This window comes from Vibrio marisflavi CECT 7928 (assembly GCF_921294215.1).
In the GTDB taxonomy this organism is placed as follows: Bacteria; Pseudomonadota; Gammaproteobacteria; order Enterobacterales; family Vibrionaceae; genus Vibrio; species Vibrio marisflavi.
This window is the reverse complement of record NZ_CAKLDM010000004.1, coordinates 61,043-78,151: the sequence shown is the minus strand read 5'-3', so window position 1 is coordinate 78,151 and position 17,109 is coordinate 61,043. Positions and strand designations below refer to the sequence as shown.

The 17,109-nt window shown below is 43.8% G+C and carries 14 protein-coding genes; 6 read left to right on the top strand and 8 right to left on the bottom strand.

Annotated features, from left to right (window positions below):
* The first annotated feature begins 61 nt into the window (after positions 1 to 61).
* Positions 62 to 289: a hypothetical protein gene (locus L7A31_RS21670; RefSeq protein ID WP_237364015.1), complete on the top strand. Its 228-nt coding sequence runs from the start codon at positions 62 to 64 to the stop codon at positions 287 to 289.
* 159 nt (positions 290 to 448) lie between these two features.
* Here L7A31_RS21670 and L7A31_RS21665 read toward each other — a convergent pair whose 3' ends face one another.
* Entirely contained in the window at positions 449 to 1,387 is a 939-nt protein-coding gene (locus L7A31_RS21665; RefSeq protein ID WP_237364013.1) for a hypothetical protein, read from the bottom strand.
* 403 nt (positions 1,388 to 1,790) lie between these two features.
* On the opposite strand from L7A31_RS21665, the gene L7A31_RS21660 reads away from it, so the two are divergent.
* The gene (locus L7A31_RS21660; protein WP_237364011.1) at positions 1,791 to 2,144 is read left to right on the top strand and encodes a hypothetical protein; all 354 of its coding nucleotides are present in this window, start codon (positions 1,791 to 1,793) and stop codon (positions 2,142 to 2,144) included.
* 140 nt (positions 2,145 to 2,284) lie between these two features.
* Here L7A31_RS21660 and L7A31_RS21655 read toward each other — a convergent pair whose 3' ends face one another.
* Together L7A31_RS21655 and L7A31_RS21650 are read right to left on the bottom strand one after the other, a co-directional pair.
* Positions 2,285 to 3,235 carry a head processing protein gene (locus L7A31_RS21655; protein ID WP_237364009.1) on the bottom strand — a complete coding sequence of 317 codons (951 nt, stop codon included), beginning with the start codon at positions 3,233 to 3,235 and terminating at the stop codon, positions 2,285 to 2,287.
* Between the two features lie 4 nt (positions 3,236 to 3,239).
* Positions 3,240 to 4,916 carry a portal protein gene (locus L7A31_RS21650; protein WP_237363999.1) on the bottom strand — a complete coding sequence of 559 codons (1,677 nt, stop codon included), beginning with the start codon at positions 4,914 to 4,916 and terminating at the stop codon, positions 3,240 to 3,242.
* Between the two features lie 261 nt (positions 4,917 to 5,177).
* On the opposite strand from L7A31_RS21650, the gene L7A31_RS21645 reads away from it, so the two are divergent.
* The 4 genes from L7A31_RS21645 (at position 5,178) to L7A31_RS21630 (ending at position 13,272) form a co-directional block, all read left to right on the top strand.
* A complete protein-coding gene (locus L7A31_RS21645; protein WP_237363997.1) occupies positions 5,178 to 11,813 on the top strand; it encodes an SNF2-related protein in 6,636 nt (2,211 codons plus the stop codon).
* A gap of 34 nt (positions 11,814 to 11,847) precedes the next feature.
* The gene (locus tag L7A31_RS21640; protein WP_237363995.1) at positions 11,848 to 12,282 is read left to right on the top strand and encodes a hypothetical protein; all 435 of its coding nucleotides are present in this window, start codon (positions 11,848 to 11,850) and stop codon (positions 12,280 to 12,282) included.
* A gap of 172 nt (positions 12,283 to 12,454) precedes the next feature.
* Entirely contained in the window at positions 12,455 to 12,664 is a 210-nt protein-coding gene (locus L7A31_RS21635; RefSeq protein ID WP_237363993.1) for a hypothetical protein, read from the top strand.
* A gap of 71 nt (positions 12,665 to 12,735) precedes the next feature.
* Entirely contained in the window at positions 12,736 to 13,272 is a 537-nt protein-coding gene (locus L7A31_RS21630; protein WP_237363992.1) for a helix-turn-helix transcriptional regulator, read from the top strand.
* Between the two features lie 66 nt (positions 13,273 to 13,338).
* Here the strand turns inward: L7A31_RS21630 and L7A31_RS21625 are convergent, their stop codons facing one another.
* The 5 genes from L7A31_RS21625 to L7A31_RS21605 form a co-directional block, all read right to left on the bottom strand.
* Complete coding sequence (locus tag L7A31_RS21625; RefSeq protein ID WP_237363990.1) at positions 13,339 to 14,295, bottom strand: hypothetical protein; 957 nt, start codon at positions 14,293 to 14,295, stop codon at positions 13,339 to 13,341.
* Between the two features lie 312 nt (positions 14,296 to 14,607).
* A complete protein-coding gene (locus tag L7A31_RS21620) occupies positions 14,608 to 14,949 on the bottom strand; it encodes a hypothetical protein (RefSeq protein ID WP_237363988.1) in 342 nt (113 codons plus the stop codon).
* Positions 14,936 to 15,616, bottom strand: a complete 681-nt coding sequence (locus L7A31_RS21615; RefSeq protein WP_237363986.1) for an AAA family ATPase — start codon at positions 15,614 to 15,616, stop codon at positions 14,936 to 14,938. Before L7A31_RS21615 ends, L7A31_RS21620 begins: the two co-directional genes overlap by 14 nt.
* A gap of 222 nt (positions 15,617 to 15,838) precedes the next feature.
* A complete protein-coding gene (locus L7A31_RS21610; RefSeq protein WP_237363984.1) occupies positions 15,839 to 16,117 on the bottom strand; it encodes a hypothetical protein in 279 nt (92 codons plus the stop codon).
* Entirely contained in the window at positions 16,117 to 16,692 is a 576-nt protein-coding gene (locus L7A31_RS21605; RefSeq protein ID WP_237363982.1) for a ParA family protein, read from the bottom strand. Before L7A31_RS21605 ends, L7A31_RS21610 begins: the two co-directional genes overlap by 1 nt.
* Between the last annotated feature and the right edge of the window lie 417 nt (positions 16,693 to 17,109).

The following is a 17,109-nucleotide window of genomic DNA, read 5'->3' as shown; positions in this document are numbered from 1 at the left end:
CATAGGATTTTGCCTTAACTTAACCCCTGCAAACAAACTGGTTTCATATGAGGAACGAATAATGGAAATGACAGCAAAAGAAAGACACGCAAAGATTCAAGCAAATGTACGTGCGCACACTGCCAAAGTAGAGAGAATGATTGACTACTCAGTGATGGTTGAAGTGAAAAAAGGCAATAACGACGTTGATGCAATCGCATCAAGACTGAGAATGAAAGTCGACGTACTGATTAAGGAGCTATCCGATAGCCTATTCACGCTAACAGACAGAACGTTATCACTAAAATAAAGAATTCTGGGAACTAGAAAGCCGCCTTCGGGTGGCTTTTTTTATGGCTATCGACATCGAACCTACCCGCTCAATTGCTATATACAGACAATCCTAACGTGCAACATGTTATTACCCCAATACAGGGCGCACCAGCAAACGAAAGAGCTTTATAGCCCTCTACGGCGTCACATAGCGAACTTGGATTCTTCCCATATGATCGCGGTAGTATTCAGCCTCACCCGCTATCACAGCGTCGCCTAGAGCGTCCTCCTGCTCTTCTTCGGCAATACGGGCCTCTAACCATGCCATATTGGTCCAACTCGGCTCCAGGACGTCTGGCTTAGTCTCTGCGTCCGTTTTAATGACATAGCCAAGGTACTTACGGAAAGATTTCTTTAACTCATAGCCCCACTTGTTATGCAGGCCAATAAGCAGCTTGGCACCCGAACCAGAGATATTGCCGTTCCTGGCTGCTTGCTGCAGAGATTGAACTGTTTCAGCATCTTGCTTAAAGAATTTCTTATAAAAAGAGAATGATGGGATTCCCTTATTAGTTATATTCTTTCTCTCTCTAGAGAGATCATTTGATCTTCTACTGCAAATTTTTTGATCTGTCTCAGCCTCTTGGCCCTTGTTATTGCTGGGATTAGAGCACTTATTCACTGAGGACCGCCCCGACTGCAAGTTTTGGCGATTAATACGTTTTTTAGCGCAGCTCAAAGCGTAGTTATACACACCAGAGAAGACATTTTTTAACTCGCTCACCTGGATCGTTACGTCTCTAAGTGTTTGACCAGTTGCCTGATTTCCTCTTGTGGTACGGCTAATTAACTTGAGCGATTGGACGTGATTGAGAATGTTATACAAAGTGCGCTCTTTGATGAGCTTCACGCCAAAGTTTGAGGCATGTTTGTTGTAGATAGATAAAAGGCGATGTGATGACGCAAAGCAAGTCGCACCGTACTTGAGTATGTGCTGAGAGATAGATTGCATCATGCATGCTACTTTGCGCATGTTCGCTGGGAGCGTGAGAGTGATATTTTTCGCTTGAGTCCTAAACCCACTGTTGATGAAATCAGGGTTTAGCTCTACATAGCTCATTTCATTGAGATTCATGTAAATTCCGTCTCTATATTGCCACGAACAGCGCCCGTTGCTATAATTGACGGGCTTGCTGTCTTACATTGTTCAAAAACTTAGTCGGTTTTTTGGTACCACTTTTGTTGATACCCTTTGTTGCAGCGCAGGTTAGTTTTCTAACCACATCACGGAAGCGCCAACTTCCGTGAAGATTTTGGAGAAAGGCTGAACATTTCGGTGTTCGGCCTTTTTTTATCCCTGCGGCTGGCGCCATTATTGATCATTCGCCACATGATCTTCAAGCATTTGCTAGTAATGAATTCCTAACGAATAAAAACTGAGCACATTCCACCCTCTGCGTTTTTTGCTCTTGATTAGTCTTTTTTTACTTCTGTACTATTCCTAACACCAAATATTTTGTGGGTAAGAGTGTGAACAAATGAAATCAAAAGAATCGATAGTTTCAGAGCTGCAACAGAAAGCAAACGAGGTATTACAAGCCAGGCGACGCAAACAGGCACCAGCGAAAAACGCCCCTGTCGTTCCTAGCGAGCTGTTAATAACTTTGTCTGGGTGTTACTTCCGAATCCACCAGCAAAAGAGTAATGGCGCACTGACTCTCATTGTTGATGAGAAGGCGAACTTTGAAGCTGGAGTAAATATTGTTCGTGCGTGTAGCTACATTGTGGGTGTATATGATGCCGTTTCGATTTGCGGCTGGGATTGGCGACCATTGCGCTATAGACGTAATAAGATTTTTTTGAAGGCTATTTGTCCGAAAAATGAGGAATGATAAGTCCTAATTAGTACATAAATCATTGACCAGGTAGCACCGGTTTTTGCGTAAAAATAGGCACAAAGAACCGTTTTTATTGGATCTTTATATTGCGATTCAGGCCCAAAATGGATCTTATATTTTGGGCCAGTTCACAATTAGCTAAAGCGTCGACGTGTACCTGAGTAATTTATCTCATGCTTCATCTTCTCGCCTGTGGCTGAAACGGTAGCATTAGCCGGCTCAAACGTCTTAAGCTTTTTATCTCCAACCGACTCGAACATCATCGAGATAACCTTAAGATCTCGCTCTGATGACAAATTGCTTATGGCATCTTTCTGCTCGGTAGTTAAGTAAAAAGGCAAGCTTTCTACGGCCTCTAGCAGCATATCCTTGCCTCGTTTCAGTGCCTTAACTTCCTCTTCTAGTGAAGCGTTCACACCTTCTAGATACATGGTTTCCGTTTCCAGCTCTGCTATGCGCTCTGGATTAGCAGTTTGACGACTAAATGACTTGATAATGTTATCTGCACTGTCATCGTCGAACCCATTGGACGCCAGTGATTCGAGTAACTTATCGTGTTGCTGGGTGCTTTCCATCATCATTTGAGGGTGATCGAGTGACAGATAATTCGGCTGGAGTACGTAGTCCATCCCGTAATAGTTGTTCGTGATGCACTCACCACCAGCTGAACTACCATCGCGACCACTCGTAGCCCAGGACCAACCCCCTACCCCTGATTTAATCAAAGAATCGATAATTCGCCCCGTTGGCGTATCGAATATGTCTTGTTCGTGAGTCACAATGCCATCATCACTGCAGCTCAACGACGTTGTGCAGTTTGAAGGGACATTTTCAACAACTACTGGACGACCTTTGATATTAATCACTTCGGTTTCGCCAATACTTAACTTGTTCGCTCGCTGCCTGGGCTGGTGGCCATAGTAACCATAAGCCTCGCCAAGCCTTAACAATTCATTGGTTTGCGCAGCTTCAATCATAGACTGCACCGCTTTGATAACGTATTTACGCTTGTTACTGTTGAGTTTACGACCGTCATTAAATAGATTGAATCGGTCCTTTACCTTTCGAAGTATTTTTCTTTCCACTGGTTTATTCTCTTAGGTCTGTTAGTAAATCTAAAACTACGTCACGAACGTAGCGCTCTGCATCCTCTGGGGTATCCATCCCTAAAGACTCCATCATGCCCTTATCGTCCGCTACTTTTTTGGCAAGCTCCCCTATTACCTTCTTAGCTAAATCAGGCTCCATCTCTAAAACTGAGGTATACAAGTGCGTTTTTAACGTTTCACTCTTATTGATTGGTGAGTTTTCAATGAGATCTAAAACGGTAGCCAAAGTGGTTGCGTAGTTAACATTGGACTCTTGAGCGGCGGCTTCTTCTTGCTGTATCGCTGTATTAAGTGAGTTAAAGCGAATCTCGAATGGCGCATCCTCGTCATGCCACACTTTCCCATCACGGAAAATAGTATGGATATCGATTGCCCTTTTGATAAAAGCAACGCAGGCACTACGAATATGATTCGCTCTTAGTGCTGCTTGTATCGAAGTTCTAAAAAAGCCACCATCACCCAGGCCACCACTTAACAGATCGCCAAAACCAAGCAATGAACTATCAACACCTAAAGCACCAGCCATTCGCTTTAGATGAAACATGATGTCTTCAATGTGGTTGATATTTGGGTCCGTAGAGAACGTTTCGATTTGCAATCCACCTTTAGAGCCACCTAAAACGGGAACTAACGTATTCATCACTGTAGGCAAAACACCGGTTTTTTGAGACTTAGTGACAACCTCTTGCCTGTCTTTTTTCAATTGCTCAGCGATTAAGTTGATGTACTCTGCAGCCCTGGCAGCGTCAAGGCCGTCAGTGTTCGCCGTGATTAGTCGGTCAATCATTGCAGCATTCACACGACTGGAGCCTAATGAAGCTATGGCTTGTCGAAGCATCGACCAGGACTCAAAACTTGTGTGCAGCATCGATGTGCCATAGTTTTGAGTTTCTATTGGCTTTCTAGTGTGAGCATCGGAATAAAGAGAGTACGTTTCACCAGTGTAGTTGATCGGCTCTATATCCATATCGGGACGCCAAACCGGCATTTTTAACGGAATTAAGGCCCAGGGCTCAGCAAGTCGAACTTGATCGCCGTTCCTACGTGTTTTTAATTGCTCAGAAGTAAACCCACACAGCTGGCCACTTCTCTCATACTCTCTAATCTGATTGGGCAATGTGTAATAGTTTGCCTCTAAATGCGTAATACCTTTGCCTTTTTCGACATACGGCCTCACGTAGTTAACGCCATACACTGCCATGGTGTAACACCAGTTCATCAAGTTGGCATTTATGGGCGTAATGAGTTCTCTATTGAGTTGAGCAACGTATTCATTGAATTTGTCGTCTTTAGGCTTTAGGTATACCGACATTCCCCCTGTCGAGGGTACCGATAACGCATTGGATAAATGGACATCAAGCGCAGCAGACATCGTGCTGTCATCTTCCATCTCTTTGTAGACGTCATAACGTAAAAACCTATCGTTAGGCAGCTTACGCATGTAAAGCCTGTCGGTATTGCTTCGGCCATTAGTGACAAGCGAGCTGTTAGCATCTGGAGTGTACTTCTCCCTTTCATGAAAAGCTGAGCCAGTATAGCCAGCTCCACTTTCATAAGTGGTGCTGTTCTCTTTGTCATCATCAGGACTGTAAAACGGAAACGCTACCTTTAGGACTGAGCCAAAACTCATCTTGTCGTTCTTTGACCGCTTAGCCATTTCAACCTCAAAATTAAGACGTTTTTGTATCTGTAGGGGTGGTTTGATAATACGGGAACAACCAGTGCAGGCCAGCGTTACACACATATTCAGTTAATTTTTACCCTTGTTTAAGCTCTTGCTGTTAGGAATACTAGGCCGGTCCTATAAAAACTTTTTTCATTTAACAAGTGGCGTTTTTCTAGGTGGGGGTAAGCAAAAAGTCGGGCATTCAGCTCGGCTTTTTTTTTACCTTTTTTTTAGGTTCATCAGGGAATCACAATGGGAATTAACTTCAAAAATGACATAAGGAAAGCAGCCAGCTTTTCCGAGCTAGTGGCTCTGTTCGAGCGCTTCCTGGTGCTTGATATCAGCGATACAAGAAAAGGGAAAACTCGCGTTAAAGCGAATGATTTAGCGGTACACATCTTAAAACGAGTCGATGGCGACTACTCAAAAATTAGTGATGAAGAGCGACTAATGCTCAGAAACTACACCGGCTGGGGAGGCATTGGCGGTTCAACCAATGAATATTACACACCAAAATGGGTGGCCCAGGCGACGTGGGATGCATTATCTGCCTACGGCTTTGAAAACGGCTCTGTATTGGAACCTGCAGCTGGCGTTGGGGTATTCAGTGAGACAAAACCAAAAGGCACCCTGGTTACTTCTATTGAAATGGACAAAACAAGCTCTGCCATCAACCAAATTCTTCACCCAGACGATCACGTTATCAATAGTGGTTTTGAACAGGTGGCCTCAGATCCCGACATTGAGGGTTTTGACCTGGTAATTGGCAACCCGCCCTACGGCGCTCGCGGCGAAAGTGCAATGAAAGATAGCGAGTACAAGTCCATCAAAGATGCTGATCAGTATTTTGTTACCCGCTCTATCGACAAGGCAAAAGCTGGTGGATTGATTGCTTTGGTGCTTCCAACTCGAATCGTCGATAAAAAGTCACTGCGTAAATGGCGTTTATCGCTCTCGATGAAAGCGGAGTTCTTGGGTGCTCACCGACTGCCAACGGGTACCTTTGCCGATACCAGTGTTGTGACTGACTTTGTTATCTGGCGTAAGCATACCGAAGAAGCAAAAGACAAAATTGATAACGCCGGCGCGGATTTATTGAAGTCTTCAAGCGTTCTTTGGGATACCTGGATAGATGGCAAGTGGTTTGACCGTGACGGTAAACGCTTCATCAATGGCGAACAATCGGTGCAAGGTACCGGTCGCTTTGCTCGTAAGATTGTTGATCGCGGCAATAGAAGCAATGAACAAATAGCAAAAGCGATTTCTCACAAATTTGATACTCGTATTGCTTGGGATGAGCTTGATACCGTGGAACCTGTGAGTGATAAGTACGGCGAAGGTGACACTCGAATCCATAACGGCAAGCAAATGATTATGGAAAATGGCGAATGGGTAGCTTTTCCTGATGCCGCCAAAACTGGCAAAGTAGATAAGGCAACCTATGGCGCTGAACATACAAGTGAAGTACGAGCGTTAACTGGTTCATACCATTCAATGAGCACTCTTACCGTTAGCCAGGCACTTAAACTCAGCGAAGACTACTCATATTTATGCGAACCTCAATTTAAAAAGCTTATTAGGGAAGTTGAAAAAGTTAAGCCTCAGTATCGAGACCATGCATTCCAAGGGATCATCGCCGGCAAGCGAATAAAAACACTCTCGTCCATGGTAGCTGCAGGTGATGAGAATGAAGATTTTCAGACCGAACAGTTTAGAAAGCAGCTGGCCGAGGACATTATCGATCTCAAGGCTAAGTTTGGCTCTCGCGTCTCTGGCATCGATGGCGTGGATGCATCATTGCTATCAGATTGGCACTCCTATCGTTCGTCGATCGACAAAAACGGCAAAGTTTCAGACTTACTCAAAGGCTCACTACGCGTAGAAGCTACCAGACAGTACAACAATGCCGATATTGGCGATGTGCTTCACTTCTGTTCTCGCGAGCTGGCTAAGACATCGGTCACTATTGAAGACATTCGCGCATACTACAAGAGCCCACTCAATGATTTAGATGATGATGCCCTACTCGACCAATTAGCCGCAATGGAAGGTGTGGCGGTCAATAACGATGGGACCATTTCTGCCATTCATCACGCCACCAGCGGTCATATTACTTCAAAGATTAAGCTACTTACTGACATGCTTTCAGCAACAGAGAGCGAAGCAGTAAAAGCGAATATTCAACGTCAAATGGACCTGATTGAGAAAAAGCGTAAAACGATATCGCTTAACAAGGTCCACATGAAACTCACTGACAAGTGGATACCTAGACACGTTTTACTGGAGTTCCTACACGATCAAGGATATGCGCACTTCCAGCTAGGTAGCTTTACTACCGATGAGGATGGATTCGAAGATTTTGAAGTATCAGATCAAGGTACGACGTTTACTGGGTACCGGTGGCGAGACGGCAAGAAGATCAATAAAGAAGATGAAAGCTTTGAACGGCAAATTGAGTCTTATCTCAATACTGGCGCTGTTCGTGGTGGTGCTGACAATGCCGGCAAGGCGGTAGTTCGTGAAAGAATCCGCAATTTAGATAAAGAATTTTCAGCGTGGGCAGCAACCAGCGAACATGCCGATAGCCTAGAAAATGACTACAACAACAAGTTCAACTCATGGATAGAGCCAGAACATGATGATACAGCGTTAAACCTGGAAGGTGTTTCCGGTGCTGTTGAGTTAATGCCTTACCAAAATACAACCATTCGCAAACACAGTGCCGATGGAAACGGGATCTTAGCGCTTGGTACTGGGTTAGGTAAAACACTGACCGGCCTCGGCCTAATAGCGCATAACTTGCAAACTAAAAAAGCGAGTCGTGTTGCTATCGTGGTGCCTAAGTCTGTCCTAGAGAACTGGTTTTATGAGTCCGATCTGTTCTTTGGTGAAGAGAACTTGGGCGACAAGGTGTTCATTGGCCTTGACGTAGAAAAAGATGAAAACGGCAAGATTCTACGTGAAGCAGAGCTAGACGATGACGGCAATAAGAAGCTCGACAAGCAAGGCAACCCAATACTGAGAGCCAAGCTAAAAGTTGACACTAACGGGAAAAAGATTGCTAAACAGCTGCACGATTTAACTCAATCCAATGCTCGCGTCGTTGTCATGACAAAAGACGTCTACAACCGCATCCCATTAAAAGACTCAACAATCTCTGAAAATGTAATGGATATGGTTGATGCGGGATTGGTGGCCAAGAGCAATAAATACGTAAAAATTGCTACGAACCATCGAGAAGCTGAGAAAAATGCCAAGTTCAAAGCCAAGCACGCTGACGATGGCACCAAGAAGAATGAAACACTGCCCTACTTTGAAGATCTGCTTTTCGATAATGTCATGGTTGATGAGGCTCATGATTTCCGAAATAGCTACAAAGGTGGTGGATATGGCAACCGTCTAGCATTCCTACCTAATGCTGCTCAAGCCGATCGCGCTCTCGACATGCAGATCAAGAACAACCACATTAAGTCGAGAAATGATGGTAAAGGCGTATATATGCTAACGGCCACACCAACCGTTAACAGCCCTGTTGATGCATTCAACATGCTTAATCAGATCTTGCCGCCTGACGTATTCGCAAAAATGGGCATTGTAGATTCTGATGATTTCATTCGCTTATTCGGTCGCACCGGCGAAACTGCAGTTACCAAGTTGTCTGGCTCAGTTGAAACCAAGGAAGCACTTTTAGGCTTCCAGAACTTACAAGCCCTACGTTCTGTTTTCGGTCGATATGTCACAAGCAAAAATATTCAAGACGTCGCAAGTGATGTTCATATCCCGGATTTAGACACGGCCACCAGCTACGTCGATATGAGCGACGAGCAGAAAGAAATCTATGAAGAGCTACGCCATCGAGCTGACGCCCTTAGTAATCCTGACGAACCTGAAAACAAGGACATCATAGAAGAGCACCCAGACGACACAGTATTTGGTTTGATTCGAAAAATGGACCAGGCCTGTACTGATATGGACCTCTACAACCAAGTGATCACGTATCGCTTTGCAAAGAGTAAATTTAAGGCCGTTCAAGGACTGCTTGAAAATCTTCCTCAAACAATCAGAGTGAAGCGCGAGCAAAGGGACGAAGCTGGCGAGACCGTTATAGATGCCAAGGGCAAAGCTAAAATGGAAACGGTCGACGTTCCTGTAGAGCACGACCTAAGCATTAAGGGCAAGTTCGCTGAATTGGTATTAACACAGGAGCTAGACGGGAAGTTCTCAGCATTGGCCGATAAAGCCAAGTTGAAATTCACTCACCCTGTTTCTCCAAAATATGCCAAGTTCCTAGAGAATGCCAAGGAAGTCTATCTAGCCGGTGGCAAGCAGCTGGTATTCACAGAAGAGAAGACCCAGCACATTAAAATTGCTCGCATTATTGCTGACTACGTTGGCTGTAAATTGTCAGAAATTGGCATTCTCAACAGTGACACAGTTGCAGGCAAGAAAGGCTCTAAAGCGACAGAAGACGATGAATCTGATGGTTTAGAAGGTTTGGCCAAAGCTTATAACTCCGGTCGATATAAGTTCATGGTACTGAACAAAAAAGGCGAAGTTGGTATTAACTTGCATCATGGTACGACTGATATCCATCACTTAACGTTACCGTGGACGCCATCCAGTTTAACTCAGCGTAATGGTCGCGGTGCTCGCGTGGGTTCAAAAGCTAAGAAGGTCAATGTTCACTACTACGCAGGCAAAGGCTCGTTTGATGCTTTCCGTATATCGACTATCGAGCGAAAAGCGAAATGGATCTCTGACTTGTTCAATGGTGATGATGACTCCGTAGATAACGGCAATATGGATGATGGTAGCGAAACCGCGATTATGCTTGCTGCAGATCCAGAACAAGCGAAAGCAAGAATTGAGCAAGCCAAGAAAGAGCGCGAACGCAAAATCAAACAAGAAATGCAGCGTGTCTCTGGTATCAACGTGAGTAAGTACATTAAAGCAACCATTGCAGCCAAAGCGGACACTGCACAACTCAGTGACGATATAAAAGAACTTTCGGTACAGATTGAGAAGCAGCAAACAGAAGTCGAAAACTGGAAAAGTCGTGCTGATGGCCAAGTCGGTAACAGCTGGGAAGCGAAGCGATTCAGAGAAGAAAAAGACAAGCTATTCAAACTGCAGCAGTACAGGATTAAAGCCCAAAAAACCATTGAGCAATCCAAGAGTGCTGCGCAAACCATGAAGCGATTGAAGCCGGCTATCCAGCAATCCATTGATGATGGCACTCTATCCGGTTACGAAGATATCTTTACCAATGCGGCCAACTACGCCACTAAGAACGGTGTTGTGGTTCGTAAAGGCTTTACTTACAAAGCGAAGGCAAGCTCTTCATGGAGCAATGATGCGCCCGAGGACGATATAGTAATCACTATTACAGACATCGATCGGGTTAAATCCTTAGTGTCAGGCATTTTGCAGTCAAAGAATGATGACGTAAGCGTTAAGGGCTCTTTCAAAAAGATTCCAATTGAGAAGTGTTACGAGCTGGCCGATGTAAACCAGTCAGAAGCCGAACTCGAAGCGCTTGCAGCTGGCGGCGTCCCTCTTCATCAAATTGCTAACACGTTTGATAGAGAAACATTCTTTAAGTATGCAGCCGAGGGTAAGTTTAAGAAGTATGGCATGGATTCAAGCCCGTTAATTAAAACCGTTGATGGAAAATTTAAGACCCAATACGGAATGGATCTTAAAGACGGTGCAACGCTTGTTTATCCAGACCCAACAGACAAAACAGTAACCAATGCAATGCTCAAACAGTTGGTTAAATCCTACGAAGACATTGGTCGGGACCAGTTAATCTCAGAGTTACATAGGCAATTCTTCTTAGGTCGAGATTGGGAGCAACAAGTTATCGATGCGGGTACTCAAGCAAGCACTGAGGACGTTCTTACTCGAGTAAACTTGGAGTTGTCACAATATGAGACTTCTCACCAAGACGACTACGAGCAAGCGCTGAGAACGTCAGCGGGTATGTATTTTGACTCTCACCCATACGTTAAAGCGGCCAGCACTCACATTGATAACCTCAAGTGGTCTGGATACACCAACCGGAAAGAAATACGTAAGACTGCACTTGGCGTATTCGGTGACTACAAAGCAGACTTGCGAGAGAAAGCCACTGCACACAGACAAGAGCTGATGGACACTGCTTTTGCGGCGTACACTGACTTAGTAAGTAACGACCCAAGTCGCCTAAAACGCTTGGAAGGCATTGTCCCTCTAATACGTAAATACAAGGCAGGCCATGCGTTTATAAAGGCTTTGCGTCCTCTGTATGATTCCAATGATTCAGTTGCCCTTATAGAAGTTGCTGCCGATCTATCAGTGCTGAAACGAAGTGATTTCACTAATGGCGATGGACTGGCTTTGCTTTCTGGTCATGAGCTAAATACGATTCTGTATAAATGGGAGTCTGCATTCAATTACTACCGCTCAGACGTACTTCAAGAGATCGATGAAATCTTAAGTAAGCACAGTGCACCAGCAAGTGAAGTGCCACTGACAGAAAGGCAACAAGCGAAGATTTCTGAGTTAAACAACGGCAATATTGATAACTTAGAGTCACTTGGCGATAAGTTGAGTGAACTTAATATAGTGTTGAAGCCAGTAACGGAAGACTTAGCGTGGAAATCTAAACGCGGCAGAAAGACGTTCTCAAGTGCTATACCGGCGTATAGCAAGTTTGCTCTACAAGACCTAAACGGTAAATCGGGTGCGCTAGGTACTTGCTTTGCTGGCAGGGCAAATCGAGAAAATAAGGATACCTACAAAGCAACCTATGGAGCGGACGCAAGTTCTCAGTTTGCTGGAAGTTGGTGGTTTATCGACTCGAAATGCGATTTAGACGCCCTATACACACTACTAAACAATGCTTAAACAACGGAGGTGGGGAGCAATCCCCATTCACAATATGATTACTGAAATTACATTGCCACCAGCGGATTATTTTAAAAAATTGATTGACGAAGTAATCACAGATGCAGGAACGGAAGCATTTATAGAAAAGCACTTGGCTGGAATTAACAAAGTGCTGAGTGACGACCCGTTGAGCTATCGAAATTACGGCGCGTATTGGTGGGCGATTAAGAAACTAATGAATGAGCGCGGCTATGAGTTGGGTGATGACGAAGACCCAATTACGTCAAATCACTTCACGTATTCAGATCCAGTGACGCTGCTTTGTGCTGCTTGGGCATACCAAGATGGTCAGATTGAAGATGGCTACATGTATCAGAGCAAACACACGTATCCTATAGTGCGAGACGGTGACGAAGACGATATAGAAGACTTTGAATACTCACTAGAAGACCATGATTTAGAGGCGCGTGCCGTCAACCAAATATAAAATTCACATTCTTTTGTCTACAAGTGTTGACACTCATGCTTAATGTGTCTACACTTGTGGACATGGTGAGGCATTCTTACCTGTCACGGTTTCCGTGACTGCTCTTTTACAATGAGATCTGAACTTAACCTTACAGGGAGAGATACGTATTAAGTACCATTCCAAGAAAGAGGTGAACGACGCAATCACTTATGCTGTTGAACAAGGTTGGCGCTTCGTAAAGAAAGGTAACGGACACACAGTTGCCATGCTGCTTTGCAATGACGAGACTGAGGGAGAGCATAACGCAAATACATGTATGATTCGTGTGTTTGGTTCACCAAGAAATGCAGGTAATCACGCTAAAGCCATAAAACGCTCAGTTGATAACTGCTCTTGCTAATACTAGGCCGCACTAGCGGCCTATCTTCCAACTTAGTTCGGAGACTCTGGTTCTTGGTTCGAGAGGATAGAATGAAAGAATTTGAATTTGCACTCGTAGCATCTAGCTTAGAAAACATCACTGTAGAAAACGGTCATATCGTATCAGACGCGATATATGAAGCAGGCGCAGACGACTGTACCGTTACATCTAAAGGAAACACGCTGATAATTGACTTTATCCGCGAATCAGACAACTACGAGACGGCTGTCTTGAGCGCAATAGCTCAAGTAAGCCAAGTAGAAACATTAACAATCAAAAGCGTGGATGCTGGGCAATACGTTGGACTTTCTGACGCTGCCGAGCTATCCAACCTGACACGCTCTGCCCTGTCTAAATTCAGTAAGGGCGAACGTGGGGATGGCACTTTCCCTACCCCTTTCTTACGGGTTCAAGGGAAAGCACCACTTTACGACTGGGCTGAAATAGCTCGTTGGCTTGAGGCAAAAGGACTGGTTGAAAGCGGTATCGCTGAAAACGCCAGAATAACGGGCAATATCAATATGGCCCTAAAGCTACAACATGGAGAACTTGAAGAGGTTTCTCGCTACGTATCACTCATTCAATAGAACCAACCTAATAGGTTTATAGATCTCACTTTGCCACCAGCATGCTGGTGGCTTTTTTTTACCTGTTTAACTGGTTTCAACCACTTCATAGGAACCGTTGCTGGTTGGTCTAATGACCTGCATCGATGCCAGCTCTTCTAGGTATCCCTTCACTTCCTTTTGTTTGACGTACGTTCTGAACTCATGAAATATCGACCTGTGAGACGGTGAGCAATCACCATTACGTAAAGCAACGCACATGTAGTCAATGATGTCTTTCCTTGTAACCACTGACGAGACAGTTGAAGACACCGACGTTTTGACAGTTTTTGTTTCTTCCCTTATTTCCGTCTCATCCCTTGTCTCACTTGACTCCATACGTACAGGAGCCGCGCCCTGTACTGCTGCGTAGCGCTGCGCCATTGAGGATTTACTTAGCTGGGCAAGGCAAAGCGTCATTGCAATAGAAATAACCTCTAGTGAGATAGCAATGATCAATATAATGGGCGTGGAGAACGAAGATAAAAGGCTGTCAGAAGTTACAGAAGCAGATTTTCCTAACTCCTTGCTTAGCTGTTCTCTCTTGCTTGTGATTTCCTCGGTTGTTTTAGCAGCTGGGGTCACTTGAGTAACGGATAGCTGCTTAGCTCTTAGGGTTTCAAGGCCAGCTATCTCATCTCTCAAGGACTGAATTTTTAGCTGTGTCACTTTAGCCGCCTTTGTCTCAGACAAGGCACTCTCAATACCGTTTTGTAAAGAGAATACCGATGCTGCAGTGCTGAGAGCAATAAGAGCAAAACTTATCACACCAAGTAAAAGTGCCGTTCCCTGCCCTTTTCTGACTATCTTAGTGATGAGTGTTGGAGTGTAGCTTTTGACTGTATCAAACACGACGCCAATAAACGCAAATGCAACAGCCATTCCAGCCGACCCGCCCAGTGAATACATGAACGAGACGGTGAGATACATGCTGATTGCAGCGGTCGTATACAGTATCAAATAACAAAAAGCTTTATGTAGAAAGTTATTTTCAATATTATTCATAATGATTAATCTGAGTTTGGTCGGGTTAATCTCGCCTCTGCAAGTGCCAGCTTGCAGAGGCATTTTTATGTCTGAGACGCAGTAAGACAAATACGATACGGTGATAAATATAGTAATAATGCAGTTATCAAATTAAGGTAATTACCTTATTAAGATAATTGTCGAACTAAGATAATTATCCAATTAGCACCAATACAGCATTGATGTCATTACCCTGTTAATGTATTTACCACATCAAGATAATTATCATATTAAGATAATTATTGTATTAATATAAATTGCACCATTACCTTAATTATCATGCGATTGTATTTATGCTATTAACGTATTGATCATGCTGTACAGCTCATCATCAGACTTTTCATCTAAGAGCTTGGCCATTAGCTTCACTAAATCCGAACGCGTTAGGCTAGTTGTTGTTTCGCCGTCTTTTTGATAAGCAACCATGTTGAAGCGCTTGAACTGACGGTCTAAAAGCTTTTTGTCTGTATCCGTTAATGATATCGACACGGGCTTAGTCAGTTCTCTATTTGCCTTTGGTCGGCCAACTGGGTTAGGTGGAGAACTCAGCTCTTCGGCACTATCAACAAACTCAGCTGCGCCCTTGTCCAATTGCTCTTGGCTCTTTTGGAGACTTTTCCTAGATAACTTCATCGACTTCTTCCACCAGCAGGGTTGATACTTCTTTTAGTAAGCAGCTAACTTCTGCTTTCGCTTTAGAGTCTTTCCACTCATGGACGCCAACAGCCTCATAGAACGCATCACGATGCGCCTTACGCTCTGAAATAACAGTGTTCATTAGTTTGAACTCTGGGTATTCCTTTAGGAGATCTTTAGCAATCTTTTTCTCTGCTTGAGAATTGGTTGGAGCCATGCTGATAAAAGTTGCCACTTTTAGGTTTTCGTTGTAATCGCGAGCGGTTTCAACAGTTTCAGCCATATGTTCCAACAGCTCTAAATCTGCAGTGCTTGCTTTTGTTGGCATTAGCATTACATCACTAGCTAACATCGCGCTGCGCATTTCGCGGCTATCGCGACCAGCAGCATCAACAATCACATAATCGTACTTCTCAGCCTCACGTTGAATTTGCTTAGTAATGTTTCCATCAAGGCGAATGCAAGGGAATGACTCAACGCTCTCGTTTTCTTCTCGGCGCTGCGACCATCTATACAGGGTAGACTGAGGATCGGCATCAATAAGGAGAATGCTGTTAGTTTTTCCTTTATACGTTTCGTTAGCTAGCGCAACAGCCAGATTAACAGCTGTGTTAGATTTTCCGACACCACCTTTTTGGTGGCCTAGCAATATGACTTTTCCCATACTGAACTCTCTCGTTAGTAAGACAATTATCTTAGTATCTACAGCACTTTAGTATGATAATTATCGAAATACAATAAATAGCTTAATCTAACAATTAGTTTAATAAGATAATTATCATAATAAGATAATTACAAAAGTAAGAGAGATGCCCAGCTGGTGCCTAGTAAGAGAGTGAGGGGTGTTTTAGAGAGTGCGCCAGATACGACGCACAATAGGGGAGGGTTATTTCTTGTATTTGTTGATTGCGTACAAAAGGGCTTCTTCGACCAGTTCTGGCTTACCGAGTCCCTTTATTTTCTTCTGATAATGAATCACATCTTCAAAGTCAGCCCAAATCGAGTCACGAACAAAAACCCCTCGCGTCGTTCTCTTAGGTGCCTGTACCGCTTTATTGGTTTTAACTAATCGTGGTGCTTTAGGGTTTGGTAACTGACCTTCCATTAGACTTCTACTGGCTCTTTCATCTTCTTCCTTCATCCAATCAAATCGCTGATCTATCATTACTTAACCTCTATCAATACGTGAGTCATTATTTGCAGCATTTCTCGTCGTCGATCTCTGATTAGGTTCGATCTATTTAGTGCATCATCAAAAATACTTCTGTAGTGCTCAGCTGCTCTCCCATAAACACCACTACTAGGAAGAATGAATGCGCCTTCTTTTTCCATTAACTTGGCCAACTTTCTTTCTCCCTTTCGCCTGTAATCAACATCGGTAAGAATGGTAACAACCTGCTTTGATTTTGCTTGAGCCCTTTTATGAGCATCAATATAGGTAGCGTATTGGTCCCGAGCTGGCTTTAAGGGCATGACAATCAATTTGCCTTCTGGCACTTCCCAATCAGCTGCTTGATGGTCAAATATAATTACGTCCACATCAGGCTTGGATTTAGGTATTGCATCGGTTATTTCAAACGGTAAATTGCCACTCTTCTGATACAGAGTGGATGTCCCTTGAGGGTCTTGGCATATGACTAAAGCCTTTTTGCCCAGTTCAAGTGTCGCTGCAGCTAAATTTATGGCAATCATTGACTTCCCTTGTCCGCCTTTTGGGTTCCAAACATCAATAATTTTCACTTGTATCTCCAGCTTTGAAAATTTCTTTACCAATGCGCATATCATCTTGCGATTCAACGACTAACGCGCCGCTGACTATATTGTACAATTGTACAGTTGTACAGTCTACTTGCTATTGATTGAAATCTTTTTAGCGGAGCTGTGGACCATTACCCTCTCGGCATTTCCGAACAATACCTATTGTGCATTCACCCTTTGGATATCCATATCAACCAAAACCACTTGCTCAATTAAATTAGTCAAAAGGCTAATTTAACGACAAGGTAATATCACTGATCTAAGTCATTGACACTGCCTATATTAACAATGATTTAGCCCCGTATAATTAATATAAAACGGCTTGCCTATTGAGCTTTAACGGATTTTATGTCGCATCGATCAAAATAAAAGGTAGTCATTTTGCATACCTAAAATATC

Bases quoted from the DNA above. Each gene is read 5' to 3' on its own strand.
- L7A31_RS21640 (WP_237363995.1), top strand. From the start codon at position 11,848: ATGATTACTGAAATTACATTGCCACCAGCGGATTATTTTAAAAAATTG.
- L7A31_RS21650 (WP_237363999.1), bottom strand. From the start codon at position 4,916: ATGGCTAAGCGGTCAAAGAACGACAAGATGAGTTTTGGCTCAGTCCTA.
- L7A31_RS21660 (WP_237364011.1), top strand. From the start codon at position 1,791: ATGAAATCAAAAGAATCGATAGTTTCAGAGCTGCAACAGAAAGCAAAC.
- L7A31_RS21665 (WP_237364013.1), bottom strand. From the start codon at position 1,387: ATGAATCTCAATGAAATGAGCTATGTAGAGCTAAACCCTGATTTCATC.
- L7A31_RS21630 (WP_237363992.1), top strand. From the start codon at position 12,736: ATGAAAGAATTTGAATTTGCACTCGTAGCATCTAGCTTAGAAAACATC.
- L7A31_RS21615 (WP_237363986.1), bottom strand. From the start codon at position 15,616: ATGGGAAAAGTCATATTGCTAGGCCACCAAAAAGGTGGTGTCGGAAAA.
- L7A31_RS21620 (WP_237363988.1), bottom strand. From the start codon at position 14,949: ATGAAGTTATCTAGGAAAAGTCTCCAAAAGAGCCAAGAGCAATTGGAC.
- L7A31_RS21610 (WP_237363984.1), bottom strand. From the start codon at position 16,117: ATGATAGATCAGCGATTTGATTGGATGAAGGAAGAAGATGAAAGAGCC.
- L7A31_RS21670 (WP_237364015.1), top strand. From the start codon at position 62: ATGGAAATGACAGCAAAAGAAAGACACGCAAAGATTCAAGCAAATGTA.
- L7A31_RS21645 (WP_237363997.1), top strand. From the start codon at position 5,178: ATGGGAATTAACTTCAAAAATGACATAAGGAAAGCAGCCAGCTTTTCC.
- L7A31_RS21625 (WP_237363990.1), bottom strand. From the start codon at position 14,295: ATGAATAATATTGAAAATAACTTTCTACATAAAGCTTTTTGTTATTTG.